The organism is Streptomyces sp. NPDC026538 (genome assembly GCF_055567535.1).
Map to the genome: position 1 here is coordinate 379189 of NZ_JBVHQG010000004.1, position 16805 is coordinate 395993.

General features: G+C 71.4%; 12 protein-coding genes. 4 read left to right on the plus strand and 8 right to left on the minus strand.

Going from position 1 to position 16805, the window contains the following annotated elements; translation table 11 throughout:
• Positions 1-83: 83 nt before the first annotated feature.
• Positions 84-785, plus strand: a complete 702-nt coding sequence (locus ACZ4N4_RS18795; protein WP_467589924.1) for a FadR/GntR family transcriptional regulator — start codon at positions 84-86, stop codon at positions 783-785.
• Positions 778-1308, plus strand: a complete 531-nt coding sequence (locus tag ACZ4N4_RS18800; protein ID WP_467589927.1) for a hypothetical protein — start codon at positions 778-780, stop codon at positions 1306-1308. Before ACZ4N4_RS18795 ends, ACZ4N4_RS18800 begins: the two co-directional genes overlap by 8 nt.
• Positions 1309-1366: 58 nt before the next feature.
• On the opposite strand, the gene ACZ4N4_RS18805 is transcribed toward ACZ4N4_RS18800, so the two are convergent.
• The 6 genes from ACZ4N4_RS18805 to ACZ4N4_RS18830 are packed head-to-tail and all read right to left on the minus strand — an operon-like array spanning position 1367 to position 10736.
• The gene (locus tag ACZ4N4_RS18805; protein WP_467589928.1) at positions 1367-4387 is read right to left on the minus strand and encodes an alpha-mannosidase; all 3021 of its coding nucleotides are present in this window, start codon (positions 4385-4387) and stop codon (positions 1367-1369) included.
• A gap of 28 nt (positions 4388-4415) precedes the next feature.
• Complete coding sequence (locus ACZ4N4_RS18810) at positions 4416-6413, minus strand: endo-beta-N-acetylglucosaminidase (RefSeq protein WP_467589931.1); 1998 nt, start codon at positions 6411-6413, stop codon at positions 4416-4418.
• Positions 6410-7657 carry a glycoside hydrolase 5 family protein gene (locus ACZ4N4_RS18815; protein WP_467589933.1) on the minus strand — a complete coding sequence of 416 codons (1248 nt, stop codon included), beginning with the start codon at positions 7655-7657 and terminating at the stop codon, positions 6410-6412. Before ACZ4N4_RS18815 ends, ACZ4N4_RS18810 begins: the two co-directional genes overlap by 4 nt.
• A 25-nt stretch (positions 7658-7682) precedes the next feature.
• Positions 7683-8549 (minus strand): carbohydrate ABC transporter permease, encoded by an 867-nt coding sequence (locus ACZ4N4_RS18820; RefSeq protein WP_467589936.1) that lies wholly within the window; start codon positions 8547-8549, stop codon positions 7683-7685.
• Positions 8546-9433: a carbohydrate ABC transporter permease gene (locus tag ACZ4N4_RS18825; protein WP_467589939.1), complete on the minus strand. Its 888-nt coding sequence runs from the start codon at positions 9431-9433 to the stop codon at positions 8546-8548. Before ACZ4N4_RS18825 ends, ACZ4N4_RS18820 begins: the two co-directional genes overlap by 4 nt.
• A gap of 10 nt (positions 9434-9443) precedes the next feature.
• Positions 9444-10736 (minus strand): ABC transporter substrate-binding protein, encoded by a 1293-nt coding sequence (locus tag ACZ4N4_RS18830; RefSeq protein ID WP_467589942.1) that lies wholly within the window; start codon positions 10734-10736, stop codon positions 9444-9446.
• A 228-nt stretch (positions 10737-10964) separates the two neighbouring features.
• Between ACZ4N4_RS18830 and ACZ4N4_RS18835 the strand changes: the two genes are divergently transcribed.
• On the plus strand, positions 10965-12014 hold the full coding sequence (locus ACZ4N4_RS18835) for a LacI family DNA-binding transcriptional regulator (RefSeq protein ID WP_467589945.1): 1050 nt from the start codon (positions 10965-10967) through the stop codon (positions 12012-12014).
• 141 nt (positions 12015-12155) lie between these two features.
• Here ACZ4N4_RS18835 and ACZ4N4_RS18840 read toward each other — a convergent pair whose 3' ends face one another.
• Positions 12156-14531, minus strand: a complete 2376-nt coding sequence (locus tag ACZ4N4_RS18840; RefSeq protein WP_467590641.1) for an alpha-L-fucosidase — start codon at positions 14529-14531, stop codon at positions 12156-12158.
• Between the two features lie 254 nt (positions 14532-14785).
• On the opposite strand from ACZ4N4_RS18840, the gene ACZ4N4_RS18845 reads away from it, so the two are divergent.
• Positions 14786-16129, plus strand: coding sequence for an amidase (locus ACZ4N4_RS18845; protein WP_467589948.1), 1344 nt, complete (start codon positions 14786-14788; stop codon positions 16127-16129).
• An 88-nt stretch (positions 16130-16217) separates the two neighbouring features.
• On the opposite strand, the gene ACZ4N4_RS18850 is transcribed toward ACZ4N4_RS18845, so the two are convergent.
• On the minus strand, positions 16218-16793 hold the full coding sequence (locus ACZ4N4_RS18850; RefSeq protein ID WP_467589949.1) for a TetR/AcrR family transcriptional regulator: 576 nt from the start codon (positions 16791-16793) through the stop codon (positions 16218-16220).
• Positions 16794-16805: the final 12 nt, after the last annotated feature.

Sequence of the window (16805 nt, forward strand, 5' to 3'; positions counted from 1 at the left end):
ACGCGTTTTTCCGCGAAAAGAGCCGTAGTGGTCGGACCACATCGCTGGTTAGACTGCGGCGCACCGGCGAACGGAGGAGCGGTGTGGACGAGACAGCCCCGCAGAAGGGCACGGTGACGCAGCGCGCCATCGAGCGCATCAAGGCGATGATCGGGGAGGGGCGCCTGGAGCCGGGCCAGCGACTGCCGACGGAACGGGATCTCGCCGCACAGCTGGGCATGTCCCGCAGCTCGATGCGCGAGGCGATCCGCGCGCTGACGGTTCTGGGCGTCCTGGAGGCCCGGCACGGCTCCGGCATCTACGTCACCCAGCTGGAGGCGGGTGACCTGCTGGAGACGTTCGGTGTGGTCGCCGATCTGTCACGTGGACCGCAACTGGTGGAGCTGCTGGAAGTACGGCGGGTCCTGGAGTCGACGGCGACCGCACTGGCCGCCGCGCGGATCACGGCCGACCAGCTGGCCGAGGTGGAGAAGCATCTGACGGCGATGAACGCGACGGACGACCCGGAGGAGATCCTCGCGCACGACCTCGCATTCCACCGGGTGATCGCGGGAGCGGCGGGGAACGACACGATGGCGGCGATCCTGGAGGGACTGTCGTCACGGACGTTCCGGGCCCGGGTGTGGCGGGGCTTCCAGGAGGAGGGGGCGTTCGCGAGGACGCGCCGCGAGCACGCCGCGATCCACCGGGCCCTCGTCTCCCGGGATCCGGAGGCGGCGAGGGCCGCTGCGGCGGCGCATGTGGGCGAGGTGGAGGAGTGGTTGCGGGCGCAGTTGGGTGCCTGAGGCAGGATCCGCCGATCCGCCGGGCCCGTTGTGGCGGGAGTCCACAACCGACTTAGGGACAAAGGGGTTTCACCGGCAGGGCCGGCGGGGCGGCCTGCAGCAGTTCCAGGTCCTGGAGGCGCTGGACTTCGAGTGGCCGCAGATAGAGACGTTCGTCTCCAACTGGTTCGGCCCCGACGACCGCCGCCGTGGCGGCCTGGTCCGGGCCCTGTCCGCGAACGGCCGGCTACAGGCCCTGGCCGCCAACCCGCTGCTGCTCACCTCATCGCGATCGTCTACGAACGGGACCTCGAACCTGACGACGGCCGCGGCCGCCGCCGAGGGCGCTGAGTCGGTCGGCTGGCTGATCCGTTTCCTGCCCGGCGGCGACCTCCACAGCATGCACTTCCCCCAGGCCCACCACCATGCCTACGAGGCGAGCCGCCGTGCCCGGGTCCGGGTGCTGCGTGACGGCAGCGTGCGTCCCATCGCCGTCACGCGGGACGGCCGGGCGGGGGCGCCGGTGCCCCCACCGCGCGCATGACGCGGGGTTCCGTGCGCGGCGGGGGCGTCCGGCGGTGTTCCGGCCGGGACGTGGTGGGTCACGCCCTGCTGAAGCGAAGTGTCCTCAGCTCGAACGGGCGGAGGCGCAGGGCCACTTCGGCCCCGTCCAGGCTCGGTGCGGGGGTATCGGCCAGGGGCCGCTCCAGCAGGTCCGTCGCCGTGACCCCCGTGGCCTCGAAGTCCGTCGACAGTGTCGCGTGCGCCCGGCCGCCATGGGCCTCGTGGAAGCGGACCACCACGTCGCCGCTGCCGTCGTCGGCCAGCTTCACGGCGGTGACGACCACGGCGTCGTTGTCGACCGTGACCAGCGGAGCCGCCTCCCGCGCACCCGTCACCCGGCGCTCCGGCAGGTTGATCACCCAGCCCTCCCGTACCGCGTCCGCGATTCCCGCGCCCGGTACCAGTGCGTGCCGGAAGCGGTGGACGCCCTGGTCGGTCTCGGGGTCGGGGAAGCGCGGGGCCCGCAGCAGGGAGACGCGGACCGTGGTCGTCGTACCCCGGTCGCCGTCCGTGCGGACCGCGCGGGTCACGTCGTGGCCGTACGTCGAGTCGTTGACGATCGCCACGCCCCAACCCGGCTCGTCCAGGTGGATGAAGCGGTGGTTGCAGGCCTCGAACTTCGCCGCCTCCCATGAGGTGTTGGTGTGGGTCGGACGGTGGAAGTGGCCGTACTGGGTCTCGGACGCATAGCGTTCGGCGTGCAGGTCCAGCGGGAAGGCCAGCTTCAGGAACTTCTCCGTCTCGTGCCAGTCCACCTCCGTGTCGATCAGCAGGCGGCGCTCGCCCGGCGACAGTGACAGCACCTGGGTGACGCGGGAGGAGCCGAAGGACCGGGTGATCCGGACCGAGCGGCCGTCCTCGCCGGCCGTCAGCTCGTCGGTGTCGGTGAGGTCCGTGACCGCGTTGCGGTAGAAGGCGTCGACGTCCCAGGCGTCCCACATGTTCGGGAAGTCCGGGTGGAGTTGGAGCAGGTTGGCGGCCGTACCGGGGGCGATGGTCTCGCGGTCGGCCGTGCCGTCGTACGCGGACACGACCAGGCCCCGGGCGTCGATCTCGATCCGGAGCAGGCCGTTGGAGAGGATCCGGCCGCCCTCGGGGCGCTCCGAGACCGTCACCTCCCCTGGCGGCGTCTCCTCGCCGGCGCCCCCGGCCGGTACGCCGTTCCTGCTGTGCGGCGCCGCGTTGAACAGGAGGGGCCGGTCGCCCTCCCCCGCCAGGGCCCGCTGGGCCGCGTCGATGATCTCGTCGAGTTCGGCGGCGACCCGCTGATACGTCGCCCGGGCCTCGCGGTGCACCCAGGCGATGGACGAACCCGGCAGGATGTCGTGGAACTGGTGGAGCAGGACCGTCTTCCAGATCCGGTCCAAGTCCTCATAGGGGTAGCGGAATCCGGTGCGGACGGCGGCCGTCGCGGCCCACAGCTCGGCCTCCCTCAGGAGGTGTTCGCTGCGCCGGTTGCCCTGTTTGGTCCTGGCCTGGCTGGTGAGGGTGGCGCGGTGGAGTTCGAGGTAGAGCTCGCCCACCCAGACGGGCGGGTCCGGGTATTCGGCCTCCGCCTTCTCGAAGAACTCCTGCGGGGTCTCCCAGACGACCGTCGGCGCGCCCTCCAGGTCCCGTACCCGGGCCGCCTTGGCGACCATCTCGCGGGTCGTGCCCCCGCCGCCGTCGCCCCAGCCGGTCGGCGCGAGGGAGTGCCGGGCCCGGCCCTTGTCCTTGAAGTTGCGGGCCGCGTGCGCGAGTTCGCTGCCCTTCATGGAGCAGTTGTAGGTGTCGACGGGCGGGAAGTGGGTGAAGATCCGGGTGCCGTCGATGCCTTCCCACTGGAAGGTGTGGTGCGGGAACTTGTTCGTCTGGGACCAGGAGATCTTCTGGGTGAGGAGCCGGGTGGAGCCCGCCGCCCTGATGATCTGCGGGAGCCCGGCCGCGAAGCCGAAGGTGTCCGGCAGCCAGGCCTCGTCGTTCTCGATCCCGAACTCGTCGAGGAAGAACCGTTTGCCGTGCACGAACTGACGGGCCATCGCCTCCGAGCCCGGCATGTTGGTGTCCGACTCCACCCACATGCCGCCGGCCGGCACGAACCTGCCGTCCGCGACCGCCTTCTTCACCCGCGCCCACACCTCGGGCCGGTGCTCCTTCACCCACGCCCACTGCTGGGCCTGGGACATGGCGAACACGAAGTCGGGCTCGTCCTCGATCAGGGCGGTCATGTTGGCGGTCGTGCGGGCCACCTTGCGGACCGTCTCGCGCAGCGGCCACAGCCAGGCCGAGTCGATGTGCGCGTGGCCGACCGCGCTGATCCGGTGCGCGGAGGGGGCGGCGGGGACGGACAGGACGTCGGTGAGCCGTGAACGTGCCTGTTCCGCCGTGCCGTTGACGTCCTGGAGGTCGATCGCGTCCAGGGCCCGCTCGACCGCGCGCAGGATCTCCCAGCGGCGCTGGGCGTCCGCCGGCAGCTCGGTCATCAGCTCGCCGAGCACCTCCAGGTCGATCACCAGCTGCCACACGGTCTCGTCGAAGACGGCGAGGTCCATCCGGGTGAGCGTGTACTGCGGCTCGTGCCCGGCGGTGTCCTTGTCGCCCAGCCGGGTGGGCCGGAAGGGGTGGTAGTCGAGGATGACGGGGTTGGAGGCGGCCTCGATGTGCAGCCGTACCTGCTCGCCGCCCGCCACCGGGGCGCCGATCCGGACCCACTGGTTGCGCGGGTTGAGGCCCTTCACCGGGGTGCCGTCGGGCCGGTAGACCAGGCCTTCGCACTGGAAGCCGGGCATGTTCTCGTCGAATCCGAGGTCGAGCAGGGCTTCCACGGTCCGCCCGGCCCACTCCTCGGGAACGGTTCCGGTCACCCGGAACCAGCTGGTGCCCCACGGAGCACCCCACCGGGCGCCCACCTCGATCGGCCCGGGCTCGGCCGCGAGCCCTTCGGCGACCGGCACGGGTTCGCCGGGCGCGTGCCACACGGCGACGTCGAGCGGCACGGAATCGGGGTACACGGCGGGACGGATGCGCTCGTCGAGGACGCGCCTGAGGCGGGCTTCAACCAAGCTGCGGTCGTCATGCATGTGGGGTGCTCCGTTTGTTCGTTACCGGTTACCAGGTGTGCGTGACGGTCACGGGGTCCGACGAGGTGTACAGCTCCCCTACGGCACGCACTTCGAACCGTGCCGTCGCCTCGCCCTGCTCCGGCTGGAGCCCGGTCAGGTAGAAGGCACGCTGGCCGGTGGCGCCGAGGAAACGCCGGGTGCCGTCCGGCAGGAGCCGGTGCAGGGTGTACTGCCGTATGTCCCCGGGCGCCGCGTCCCAGACGAGCCGCAGGTCTCCGCCGTCGGCCGCGGTGATCCGCGGATCGGCGGGTGCGGCGGGGGCGCCGACCGAGTCCCGTACCGCGACCGCGCCGAGCCGCCACCGGACGGGACCGCCGGTCGCGGTCAGACGGACTCCGAGGGCGTGGACGGTGCCGGAGAGGCCGGAGAGCGGGACGATCGTGGTCGACCAGCCGTCGCCAAGGGTCACCGGCAGATAGGTGTACGGCGGTGTCGCTCCGGCGCTGCCGGGCTCGGCGGTGGCGACGGCCAGCTCGACGTCCACGCTCCCGGCGTCGGTCCGGCAGGTCAGCTCGACAACCGTCCGGTCCGTGATCGGCAGCCGGGTCGCGTACAGGTCCAGCACCACCGGCTGGTCGAGGTCGCCGTCGACCAGCACGCTGCTGCCGCCCCGCCAGGCGGCGGAGAAGTCGAAGGTGACGGTCGGTCTGGCGCCGTCCGTGCGGACCGCCCACCGCCGGGACGGCAGCCGGTCCTGCAGACCGAGATGGTTCCAGGCCGTGTCCGAGGCGACCTCGCCGTCCTCGTACCAGCGCAGCCCGTGCCCGGTGTTGAAGACGCTGGCGAACGGCACCGCCGACACCGTCGACCGGTCCGCCACGGACACGGCGGGGGCCCGCCAGGGATCCGCGCCGTCGGGCCGGGACGGGTCCAGTGACCGCCCGGTCCAGAACCGGTCGTCGGCTGCGTGGAAGTCGCCGGGGGTACGGCTCGCGGGGAGGTGGTTGCGCGTCCACTCGGGCCGGTAGAAGCCGATCGAGGTGACGTGCGCCGAGCCGCCGGGCACGATCGCGTCCCAGTTCACGGAGGTGTTGGACCCGTTGGACTCGACATCCACCCCGGCCCACAACTGGTAGCGGCTCCGGCCGAGTTGGACCGCCTTGGTGCCCGACGAGGCGAGCGTCGAGGCGCTCCAGCGGAAGTCCACGAACATGTCGTCGGCGGTCTGGAAGAAGGCCTGGTTCTGGCTGTTCAGGGCACCCTGCCAGCTCACCGTGCCGTTCACGGTCATCGCGTCGTACCAGGTGACCCGCTGCCCCCGCGCGGCGGCGAGGGACTTCAGCTCGGTCATGAAACCCAGCATGGCGGTGCCGAGGGCGGTGTTGCCGCCGCCGGTCTCGGCGTTGACGAACCAGCCGTCGAAGCCGTAGGCGGCGGCCACCGCGACCAGCTGGGCGGCGAGCGGGTAGTGCCCGGTGGCGTCCTTCTGGACCAGGTCGCGGGTCCATTGGAGCCGGCCGCCGTAGGCGGTGGGCGGCAGGAAGATGTTGCCGAGGACGGGCACGCCGTGCCGGTGGGCGGCGTCGACGATCGGCGCGTTCGGGGCGAGGATCAGCCCCTCCCCCGCCGAGCCGCCCCAGAAGACCAGTTCGTCGAGGTAGGACCAGTGGGTGAGCGCGTAGTAGTCGGCGGTGGCCGAACCCTGGGAGGGGTTGCTCGAGGTGGGTCCGAAGGACACCAGGGCCTGGACGCGGGCCTGTCCGGAGCGGGCGGTGGTGTTGGCAGGGGTCGGGGTGAAGCGGGCGGCGAGCGGTACGGAGGCGGCGTTGAAGGCGAGGTCCGTGTCGCCCGCCGCCGTCCAGTTCCTCAGGCTGTGCCAGGTGATACCGGCGCCGGGGCTGCCGGCGGGGAAGGTGTCCGGGTACCAGTACGAGGCGTACGGCGGGGTGACGGCCGCCGCCTCGGTCGCCGCCGTCGCCGGCAGTGAGCGGGCCAGGGCCGCCGCGGTGGCGGCGATGAGGACGGTGCGTCTGCTGGGGTTCACGAGCGGGTGCCTCCTGGCGGGGTGGGGAGTACCTGATCGGGAGTGACGACCTCGGTGATGCCGCGCGCGGCGAGATGGTCCTGGTCGTCCGCGCGGGTGTCGAGGACGGTGGTGGGGCGGGCGCCGTCGGCGACGAGACGGAACCAGGCGTCGAAGACGGGGCCGCCGGGAGCGCACCGGGAGCGCCGGGCCGGGTCGGAGGGCACGACGAGCGCCGTGGTGCGTACCTTCGCCGCCCTGGGCTCGGCGGCCGCGAGGGCGTGCGCGAGGTCCTTGGGTTTGCGGTCGTTGGTCAACAGGCCGAGCCCGTACTCGAGTTCGGGAAAGTCGGCGAGGCTCCGGCTGACGTCGTGCGAGCACCACCAGGTGACGCCCCACAGGTCGGGGCAGTCCAGTACGGCGGTGAGCGTCGCCTCGGTGAACGCGGCCGCGTGCTCGGCGGGGATCAGCGGCGCGGGCGCGCCCACTTCCTGGAGCCATACCGGCCGGTGCGAATCCTCGGCCCAGGCCTTGCTCAGCTCCACCAGGTACGCGGCGTGCTGCTCGGTCTGCGGGGCGGTACGGCCGTGGCGCTGTGCGGTGCCGTTGAACACCCAGGAGTGCACGGCGGTGAGGTCGCCGAGGCGGGCCGAGTGGGCCGGGGTGAAGGGCTGGTCGTCCTGGTACCAGGCGGCGTCGTAGGAGGCGTGCAGGTGCAGCTTGCCGGGGGCGGCCTCGGCGCAGGCGGCCAGCAGCCGGGCCAGCCAGCGCTCGGCCTCCGCCTCGGTGGCCCGGTCCGGATCCGGATGCGGGCCGGTGGCGAACTGGTTGACCTCGTTGCCGATCGTCATCCCGATGAAGTTCGGCCGGTCCGCGAGCGCGGCGGCCAGGGTGCGGAGATAGGCGGCCTCCCCCGCCACGACCTCCGGGTCGGTGAAGAGGTTGCGCCGGTGCCAGGTCCTGGTCCAGGCCGGCAGGAAGTCGAAGCTGCTCAAGTGCCCCTGCAGACCGTCCACGTTGACGTCGAGACCGCGTTCGGCGGCCGCGTCGGCGAGGGCGACGAGCTGTTCGACCGCGCGCGGCCGGATCAGGGTGCGGTCGGGCTGGAAGTAGGGCCACAGCGGAAAGACCCGGATGTGGTCGAGTCCCAGGGCGGCGATCGAGTCGAGGTCGGCGCGCACGGAGTCCAGGTCGAAGTCGAGCCAGTGGTGGAACCACCCTTCGCTGGGGGTGTAGTTGACGCCGAAGCGCACGGCCGGAGGCATGCTGTCTCCTTGCGGGAACGGGGGTTCAGCCTTTGACGGCGCCTTCGCCGACCCCGCAAAAGAAGTACCGCTGGAGGCAGGCGAACAGGGCGATGAGCGGGGCCACGGCGATCACGGTGCCGGCGGCGACGAGGCGTTCGTCGTTGGCGAAGGTGCCGTGCAGGTAGTTGAGGCCGATGGTGAGCGTGAACTTGGAGGGGTCGCTGAGCACGATCAGCGGCCAGAGGAAGTCGTCCCAGGCGCCCATGAAGGCGAAGATCGCGACGACGGCGACGGTGCCCTTGACCGACGGGAGTGCGATCCGCAGGAACCGCTGCCAGACGTCGGCGCCGTCGACGTAGGCCGCCTCCTCGATCTCGTAGGGCAGGTTGAGGAAGGCGTTGCGCATCAGCAGCACGTTCATGGCGCCGATCGAGCCGGGCAGCACGACGCCGATCAGGGTGTTGTTGAGGCCGAGTTCCCGCATGGTGGTGAACTGGGCGATGATGATCCCCTCCACCGGCACGAGCATCGCCAGGATGAAGACGAGGGTGGCGATCCGGCGGCCCCGGTAGCGCAGCCGGGCCAGGGCGTATCCGGCGAGCGCCGAGCCGACGCAGTTGGTGACGACGCCCGCGCCGGCCACCTTCAGTGAGTTGAGGGCGTAGTCCCAGACGGGGATGGTGTCGGCGACCCGCTGGTAGTTGTGAAGGGTAGGATGCTCGGGCAGGAAGCTCGGGGGTGAGCTGAAGATGTCCTCGGTCGGGCCCTTGAGCGAGGTGGACAGCTGCCACAGGAACGGTCCGACGGTGACCGCCAGCACGAGCAGCAGCAGGGCGTAGCGCAGGACCAGCTCACCGATGCGGATGCGGCGGCCGTGTTCGTCGGTGAGGCGGGCCCGGGTGACGCTCATGAGCGGTCCCCCCGGTCGGCGCGCAGCACCAGCAGCATCAGCGCGACGGTGACGACGAAGACGACGACGGAGAGCGCCGAGGCGTAGCCGACTCGTCCGGTCAGTCCGGTGCCGGTCCGCTGGACGAGCATCACGAGGGTGGTGTCCTCGCCGGCCGGCCCGCCGTCCGGGCCGGCCATCAGGTACACCTCGGAGAACACCTTGAAGGCGGCGACCGAGGAGAGCGCGGCGACCAGCACCATCGTGGAGCGTACGGCGGGCACGGTGACGGAGAGGAAGCGGCGCACCGTCCCCGCGCCGTCCACGGCGGCGGCCTCGTGCAGTTCGCGCGGGACGTTGGCGAGCGCCGCCAGGTAAATGATCATGTAGTAGCCGAGGCCCTTCCAGACCGTGACCGCCATCGCGCTCAGCAGGAGCAGCCACTGGTCGCTGAGGAAGCCGATCCGGCCGATCCCGACCGTCTCCAGCAGGGAGTTGACCAGGCCGCGTTCGTCGAGGAGCCAGACCCAGATGAGCCCGACCACGACGATCGAGGCGACGACCGGGGTGTAGAAGGCGGACCGGAAGAAGGTGATGCCCGGGATGTTCTTCTGCACCAGCAGCGCGAGCAGCAGCGGCAGGACGACGAGGGCCGGTACGACCACGAGGACGTACAGCGTGCTGTTGCGCAGGCCGGTCCAGAACATGTCGTCGTGGAGCAGTTCACGGAAGTTCGCGAGGCCGACGAACCGGCCGGGGATCAGGGTGCGGCGGTCGGTGAAGGAGTTGACCACCGTCGAGACGAACGGATAGAGCACGAAGGCGCCGATGACCAGCAGTCCGGGCGCCGCGAACAGCCAGGGACTGGTGGGAAGTTGGCGCCGCACGCGGGACACGCCGGCCATGCCTCGCCGCTCAGCCCTGCTGCCGGAGCAGCTGGTCGCAGGCCTTGACAGCGTTGTCCAGGGCCGCCTTGGGGCTCTCCTTGCCCTGCAGGGCCTTGGCGACCTCGTTGCGCAGCGCGGTCTTCATCTGGTCGCTGAACAGCACCGGCGTGTAGTTGACCGCGGTCTTCAGTGACTTGGCGGCGGCGATCCGCACCCGGGTCTCGTCGGTGCCGTCCTCCTTGGTGAAGTACGGGTCGTCGAGGGAGCCGGCGGTGCTGGGGAAGATGGCGACCTGTTTGGCGAAGGACATCTGGTTGTGCGCGTCGGTCACGAAGTGCGCGAAGGCGACCGAGGCCGCCGTGTGCTTGGTCCGGGAGTTGACCATCACACCCATCACGTACATGTTGACGTGCCCGGTGCTGGTGATCTGGTCGGTGATGCCGATGTTCTTGTACAGGTTCGGCGCCTGCTTCTGGAAGTTGGCGAGGTCGAGGGCGCTGCCGGGGTTCATGGCGACGGCCTCGGTGAGGAACTTCTTGCCGGAGGACTCCGGGGTCGCGGTCAGCGCCTGCGGGTCGAGTGCCTTGGCGTCGTACAACTCCTTGTACTTGGTGAGCATCTCGACGCCTTTCGCGTCGTTGAAGGCGAACCCGGTGCCCTGCTTGTCCATCAGCTCGACGCCGTAGCGGCCGAAGTCCTCGATGGTGGGGACGTTGGCGAGGGTGGCGACCTTGCCGTCGCTCTTCTGTGCCATCCTCAGGGCGTCGGCGAAGAGGTCGTCGTAGGTCTTCGGCGGCTGCGCGGGATCGAGTCCGGCCTGCTTGAACAGGGCCTTGTTGTAGAAGAGCGGCCCGGTGTTCAGGTACCACGGGAACGCGTACGTGCCGCTCATCCCCGGTATCTCATGGCTGGCCCAGGCCCCGTCCAGGTACTCGGGCTTGTACTTGGCGGCCGCCTTGTCCAGGTCGAGGGCGAGGCCCGCCTTGGCGAGCGGGGCGGCGAGGTCCGGGGAGACGTTCACGACGTCGGGCAGGGTGCCGCCGGCCGCGTCCGCGCTGATCTTGTCGGCGTAGCCCTCGGCGGGCTGGTCGATCCACTTGACGTGGGTGTCCGGGTACTTCTTCTCGAAGTCCGCGATCACGCCCTCGAAGTACGACTTGAAGTTCGCGCGCAGGTTCCACGTCTGGAACGTGATGTCGCCCTCCACCTTGCCCGAGGCGTCGGTGGAACCGCCGCCGTCCTCCCCGGAACCGCAGGCGCTCAGCGGCAGGGCGAGGAAGGCGGCAGCGGCGAGGGCGAGGGCTCTGCGGGAGATACGCATGGTCCGTTGCTCCTTTGCAGCGGGGGGTGGCCGAAGGTGCCGCGCCAGACCTTGCACGCCGTATCCGCGACGCGTCAATGGATTCGGCAGAGCTAAAGTCATTAGTGGCTCAAAGCCCCTGCTCAGCAAGGTGTTACGAACGTATTGCGGTCGATCGCTAATGCGCTTTAGGGTGTTCGAACTCAAGCGCATTAGCGGATCACGGCCCCGACCGAATGAGGAACTGAGTTGGCGGAGAAACGCATCCCCGCGCGCCGGCCGACGATGAAGGACATCGCGCGCCGGTCCGGAGTCTCCGAGAGCGCGGTCTCCTTCGCGCTCAACGGCCGCCCCGGGGTCTCCGAGACCACCAGGGCCCGGGTGCACCGGGTCGCCGAGCAGCTCGGCTGGCGGCCCAGTACCGCCGCCCGCGCGCTGTCCGGCGAGGGCGCGGCCACGGTGGGCTTCGTCCTCGCCCGTCCCGCGCACTCGCTGGGCGTCGACTCGTTCTTCCTCCAACTGGTCTCCGGCATCCAGGAGGTGCTCGCCGAACGCCATCTCGGCCTGCTCTTCCAGATGGCGGAGGACGTGGCCGACGAGTGCGCGGTGTACCGCCGCTGGTGGGCGGAACACCGCGTCGACGGCGTCCTGATGGTGGACCCGCGTGCCGACGACCCCCGCCCCGACCTGCTGGACGAGCTGGGCCTGCCGGCGGTGGTGATAGGCGGCGCCCCCGACGAACGCCACCCGGGTCTGTCGACGGTCTGGGCGGACGACGCGGCCGCGATGGCGTCGGTGGTGGACGAGCTGACGGCACTGGGCCACCGCAGGATCGTGCACATCGCGGGCCTGCCCGGCCTCGCCCACACCCAGCGCCGGATCCGCACCCTGCGCACCGAGGCGGACGGCCGGGGCCTGACCGAGGTCCGCTCGGTCACCACCGACTACTCCGACGCCGAGGGCGCGGCCGTCACCCGCCGTGTGCTGCGTGCCACCCCGCCCCCGACGGCCCTGATCTACGACAACGACGTGATGGCGGTGGCCGGGGTCGCGGCCGCCGCCGAACTCGGCTACAGGGTCCCGGACGACGTCTCGGTGGTCTCCTGGGAGGACTCGGCGCTGTGCCGCATGGTCACACCGTGGCTGTCGGCGCTCTCCCGGGACAGCGCCGAGTTCGGCCGGGTTGCGGCCCGCGAACTGACGTCCCTGCTGGACGGCGGCTCGGCCCGCGCGGTGCGGGTGCCGGTGCCCCGGCTGACGACACGGGGCAGCACGGCACCCGCCGCGGTCCGCTCCTAGACGGCCGGCCGGACCAGCGCGAACCCGGCCGGCCGGACCGCGCCCCGGGCCGCCGTGATCGTCCCCCGCCACCGCCGCGCCCGTGTCCGCGGGGTCAGGGCTGCCGCGACCCCGAGGAGCCGCGGCAGCCCCTTCCGTACCTCACCCCTGCCACTCCACTTTGAACACCCACACGTGCTGTCCGGCCCGCCGGGCCGACTCGGGCACGTCGATGACCAGCGCTCCGCCTGCGACGGTCCAGGTCAGTGGCCGGTGGTGGCCGAGCATGGTCACCTTGTCACCGGCCCGGATCGGCACGGGTGCCTCGACGGTGAGCTTGGCGCCGGGCCGGGCCAGGGAGTGGATGTAGAAGGCCTCGTCCGGGCGGACCGTGAACCGCAGGTCCTCGCCGAGCTGGCCCATGCGCGACCAGTAAGTGGTGCCGTAGATCGCCTCTCCGTTGACCGCGAGCCAGGCGCCGGTCTCCCGCAGCCGGGTCTGCATGATCTCCGGGATGGTGCCGTCGGCGCGAGGGCCGATGTCGAGCAGGAAGTTGCCGTTCTTGGAGACGATGTCGACCAGGCTGTGCACGACCTCCTCCGCGGTCATGTAGGCGTCGTCCGGGGTCGCGTGGTTGTAGCCGTAGCTGCGCGGGTCGAGGCCCCGGCTGGCCTCCCACTTGGCGACGACCGTGTCGGCGTACGTCGTGTACTCGGGCGTGGTGAAGTCGTGGAAGCCGATGCCCGACCGGTCGTTGACGGTCACGTCGACCGGGCGGCCCCGGTTCTTGGCGTGGTTGAAGTACTCGGCGAGGACGTGGAGGCTGTCGTTCGCGCCGCCGATGTCGCACCAGATGATCTCCGGGTCGTAGCCGTGGATCAGTTCGAGCATCTGCGGGGCCTGGAAGTCCCGTACGTAGTCCTTGCCGGAGGTGTATCCGGTGTAGGGCAGTGGCTCCAGTGTGTACGGGTTGCGCGGGGCGTGGCCCATCCAGGGGTTGTCGGGGTTGAACCACTCGGGCATGGAGAAGTAGAGGCCGCGGTGGAGTTCGGGGGTGTGCCGTCGGGACGCCTCGAAGAGCTCCTTGACCAGGTCCCGTTTCGGGCCCAGCTGCACGGCGTTGCGGCCGGAGACCTTGGTGTCCCAGAGCGCGAAGCCCTCGTGGTGCTTGGAGGTCAGTACGTGGTACTGGGCACCGGCGTCCCGGAACAGCTCCACCCACGCCCGCGGGTCGAACTTCTCGGCGGTGAAGCGCGGGATGAAGTCGTCGTAGGCGAAGTCCTCGCCGTAGGTGTCCCGGTGGTAGGCGTAGGTGGGGTTGTTCGGGTCCTGCATCTGGTCCCAGTACCACTCGGCGTACTGCACCCCGACGGGCGCCCACGCGGGCACCGAGTAGACGCCCCAGTGGATGAAGATGCCGAACTTGGCTTCGTTGAACCAGTACGGGGCCTGGTGACCGGCCAACGAGGTCTCGGTGGGCTGGTAGTCGGCGGTGCCGAGGGTCAACGAGCGTCTACTGGAAGCCACTTGGCCGCCGCGCCCGTGCACGCTCACCGTGCCGTCCTGCTCCGTGCCGGGCGCGGTGCCGGTGCGACTGCGGATGCCGACGCGGACGCGTGCCTGTTCGCCGGGGTCGAGGCGGCGGATGCGGGCGGGTTCGACGGTGCGGGCGCCGGGGACCTCGACGCGTACCGACACCGCGTCGCGGGCCAGGATCGCGACGGTGCCGGCGTTGACGACGGTGGCCTCGACGCTCTGGGCGCCGGTCGCGTCCAGCAGGGACCCGGTGGAGCGGGCGTCGCGCAGGGCCAGCGCCCGCCCCTGGGCGACGGGCTGGAGGGAGAGTGCGAAGACGTGCAGGGCGGTCTTGCCGGCCTCGGCCGGGTTGGTGACCGGCAGGGTGAGGGCGACGGCCTCGCGCTGCGGGTCGATCCACACCTCCGAGGTGCCGATCCCGACACTGTGCTGGTCCTTGCCGCCGTCCGGCTGGTAGCGGTACGACGCCGCCAACGGGCCGCCCACCGCGTACCAGTCACCGCCGCTCAGACCGGCGGTGGTCGTCGTGCCGTCGGCGTAGTGGACGGTGGCCCGGCCGGAGGCGGTGCCGTAGCTGCCGGCGGTGAGGAAGACGGCGGACAGGTAGTGCCCCTTGGGCAGGTCGACGCGCTGCCCCAGCGCGACAACGTTGTTCTTGGCGCCCGCCGTCGCGGCGGGGAAGTCGAAGGGGATGCCGTCGACCTCGACCCGGCCGGCCGGGAGTTCCTCGCCCGGGAACGTATAGCCGGAGCCGTCGAAGTCACCGCCCCGGCCGTCGGCGGTGTCGATGCCGTCGTTGTCGTAGAGGGAGTCGAGCGGTACGGGGACCGGAGCGGGGACGGGAACCCATGGCGACGCCGCACCCGCGTCGGCCGACCCGGCGGCGCGAGCCTCGGCGGGCTCGGCGGCGTGGGCCTGGGTCGGCGCGGCGAGCGGCAGCGCGGCCGCGGCGGCGACACCCGCGGCGGCGCCCAGAACCCGGCGTCTTGGATGGGGAGACATGCTCATGCGCGGCTCCATTCATCGGATGTCTGATGATTGAGCGGGCCCAGAAGCCTGTCAATGGGGCGTGCACGTGCGGGAGTTGAGAAAGTGGTCGGAGGACCTGCGGAACAGCACAGACGCCGGCGACCGGTCGGCGGCACACCCCGCCCGCGCGTCCGGGAGCGGATGCTCTCGACGCGAAGCCCGCGGCGGGGCAGAGTGCCCTCTCGTACCGACGAGTAAGCCTCTCTCTCGCACCACCAGGAGCGCCTGTGACCAGCTGGGTCGGCCGGACCGCCGCCGAGATCGCCGCCGCCGTACGAGAGAAGCGGGTCACGCCCCGCGAGGTGGTGGCCGAGCATCTGGAGCGGATCGCGCGGCTGGACGGACGGATCGGCGCCTTCCGGAAGGTCCGGGCCGATGCGGCGCTCGCCGAGGCGGACGAGGTCGCGGCCCGCGCCGACCTCGGCGAACTCCCCCTCGCCGGTGTGCCGTTGGCCGTGAAGGACAATCTGGCGGTGCGCGGCGAGGCGCATCTGGACGGTTCGGCCGCGACACCGGACACGCCCGCCGACGCCGACCACGCCACCGTGGCCCGGCTGCGGGCCGCGGGCGCGGTGGTCGTCGGGCTGACGAACGTGCCCGAACTGTGCGTCTTCGGTACCACCGACGGGGTCCACGGCGTCACCCGCAACCCGTGGGACACCCGGCGCAGCGCGGGCGGCTCCTCGGGTGGCAGCGCGGCCGCGGTCGCCGCCGGGCTGGCGCCGATCGCCCTCGGCAACGACGGCATGGGCTCGCTGCGCATCCCGGCGGCCAACTGCGGTCTGGTGAGCATCAAGCCGGGGTTCGGGGTGGTCCCGGCCGGGATCGGCCACGGCGACTGGTTCGGCATGTCGGAGAACGGGCCGCTGGCGACCAGCGTCGAGGATGTCCGGCTGGTGCTCTCGATCATCGCGGACAAGGGATTCGAGAACACCGCGCAGGGCACTCCGCTGAAGATCGCCGTCTCGCGGCGCAGCCCCCTGGTCGGGACGACCGTGAGCAGGCCGTATACGAACGCGGTGGCGCAGGCGGCCGGACTGCTGGCGGGCACCGGGCACCAGGTGCGGCGCGCCGACCCGCCGTATCCGGCGTCGATCGGTGTCACCGCGCTCCGGCACTGGACCGCGGGGACGGCCGTGGACGCGGCCGACCTGGACCCGGCGCTGCTGACCCGGCGGACCCGGGTGCACGCGGCGATCGGCCGCCGCTTCCTGAGCGGGGTCCGGGCGGGCGACTCCCGGGAGCGGCTGCGCGCCCGGCTCACCCCGTTCTTCGCCGAGTACGACGTACTGCTCACCCCGGCGCTGGCGCGCCGCGCCCCGGAGGCGGCCCCCTGGCACGAGCGCGGCTGGCTGCGCAACGCGCTGGCCGGCTCCAACTACTCACCGCTGACCCCGGCCTGGAACCTCACCGGCTGGCCGGCGATGTCGGTGCCGTTCGGCACCCTGTCCTCGGGTGCCCCGTGCGCCGTGCAGCTGGTGGGACGGCCGGGCTCGGAAGCGGTCCTGCTGGAGGTGGCCCGGACACTGGAGACCCTGCGGCCGTGGCAGCGGACGGCACCCGTCGGCTAGGGCTTCTTCGACTCAGCCTTCTTCGGCTGGGTCTTCTTCGGCTCGGAAATCCTCGCTCGGCCTGCGGCTCGGCTCCCTGCGGCCAGGGCTACTTCGGCTCGGTCATCCGGCGGGCCGTCTCGACGACCGCCGCGCGGTGCCGGGCGAGGCGCTCCCGCGGCCAGGACTCGCCGACCTCCCTGGGGTCCACCCCCTCGGTGGCCCAGAACCAGGCCTGGGCCGCGGCGAGCACCATGGTCAGCAGGTCGTCGGGCGCCATGTCCCCGTCGAGGTCGCCGCGGCCCTGCGCCTCGGCCACCAGGGCCACCTTGTCGCGGAACGCGTCGTGTTCGAGTCCGGTGGCGGAGGGGCGCTCCAGCAGCTTCCACAGCCGCAGGCGCATCAGGTCGGGCCGTGCCACCAGGTGGTCGAAGATCGCGCCCGCGTATCCGGGCAGGTTCTCGACGTCGAACGGCACGGACTCGGCGCCCGCCGTCATCGCCCGCCGGAGCACCTCGTCGAAGAGCTGCTCCTTGTTGCCGAAATAGACGTAGATCAGCCGCTTGTTCGCCCCCGCGGCCTCGGCTATCCGGTCCACCCGGGCACCGGCGATGCCGTAGGCGGCGAACTCGCCGAAGGCGGCGTCGAGCAGCCGGGCCTTGGTGGCACTGGAATCGCGTGACATGCCCACCACTCT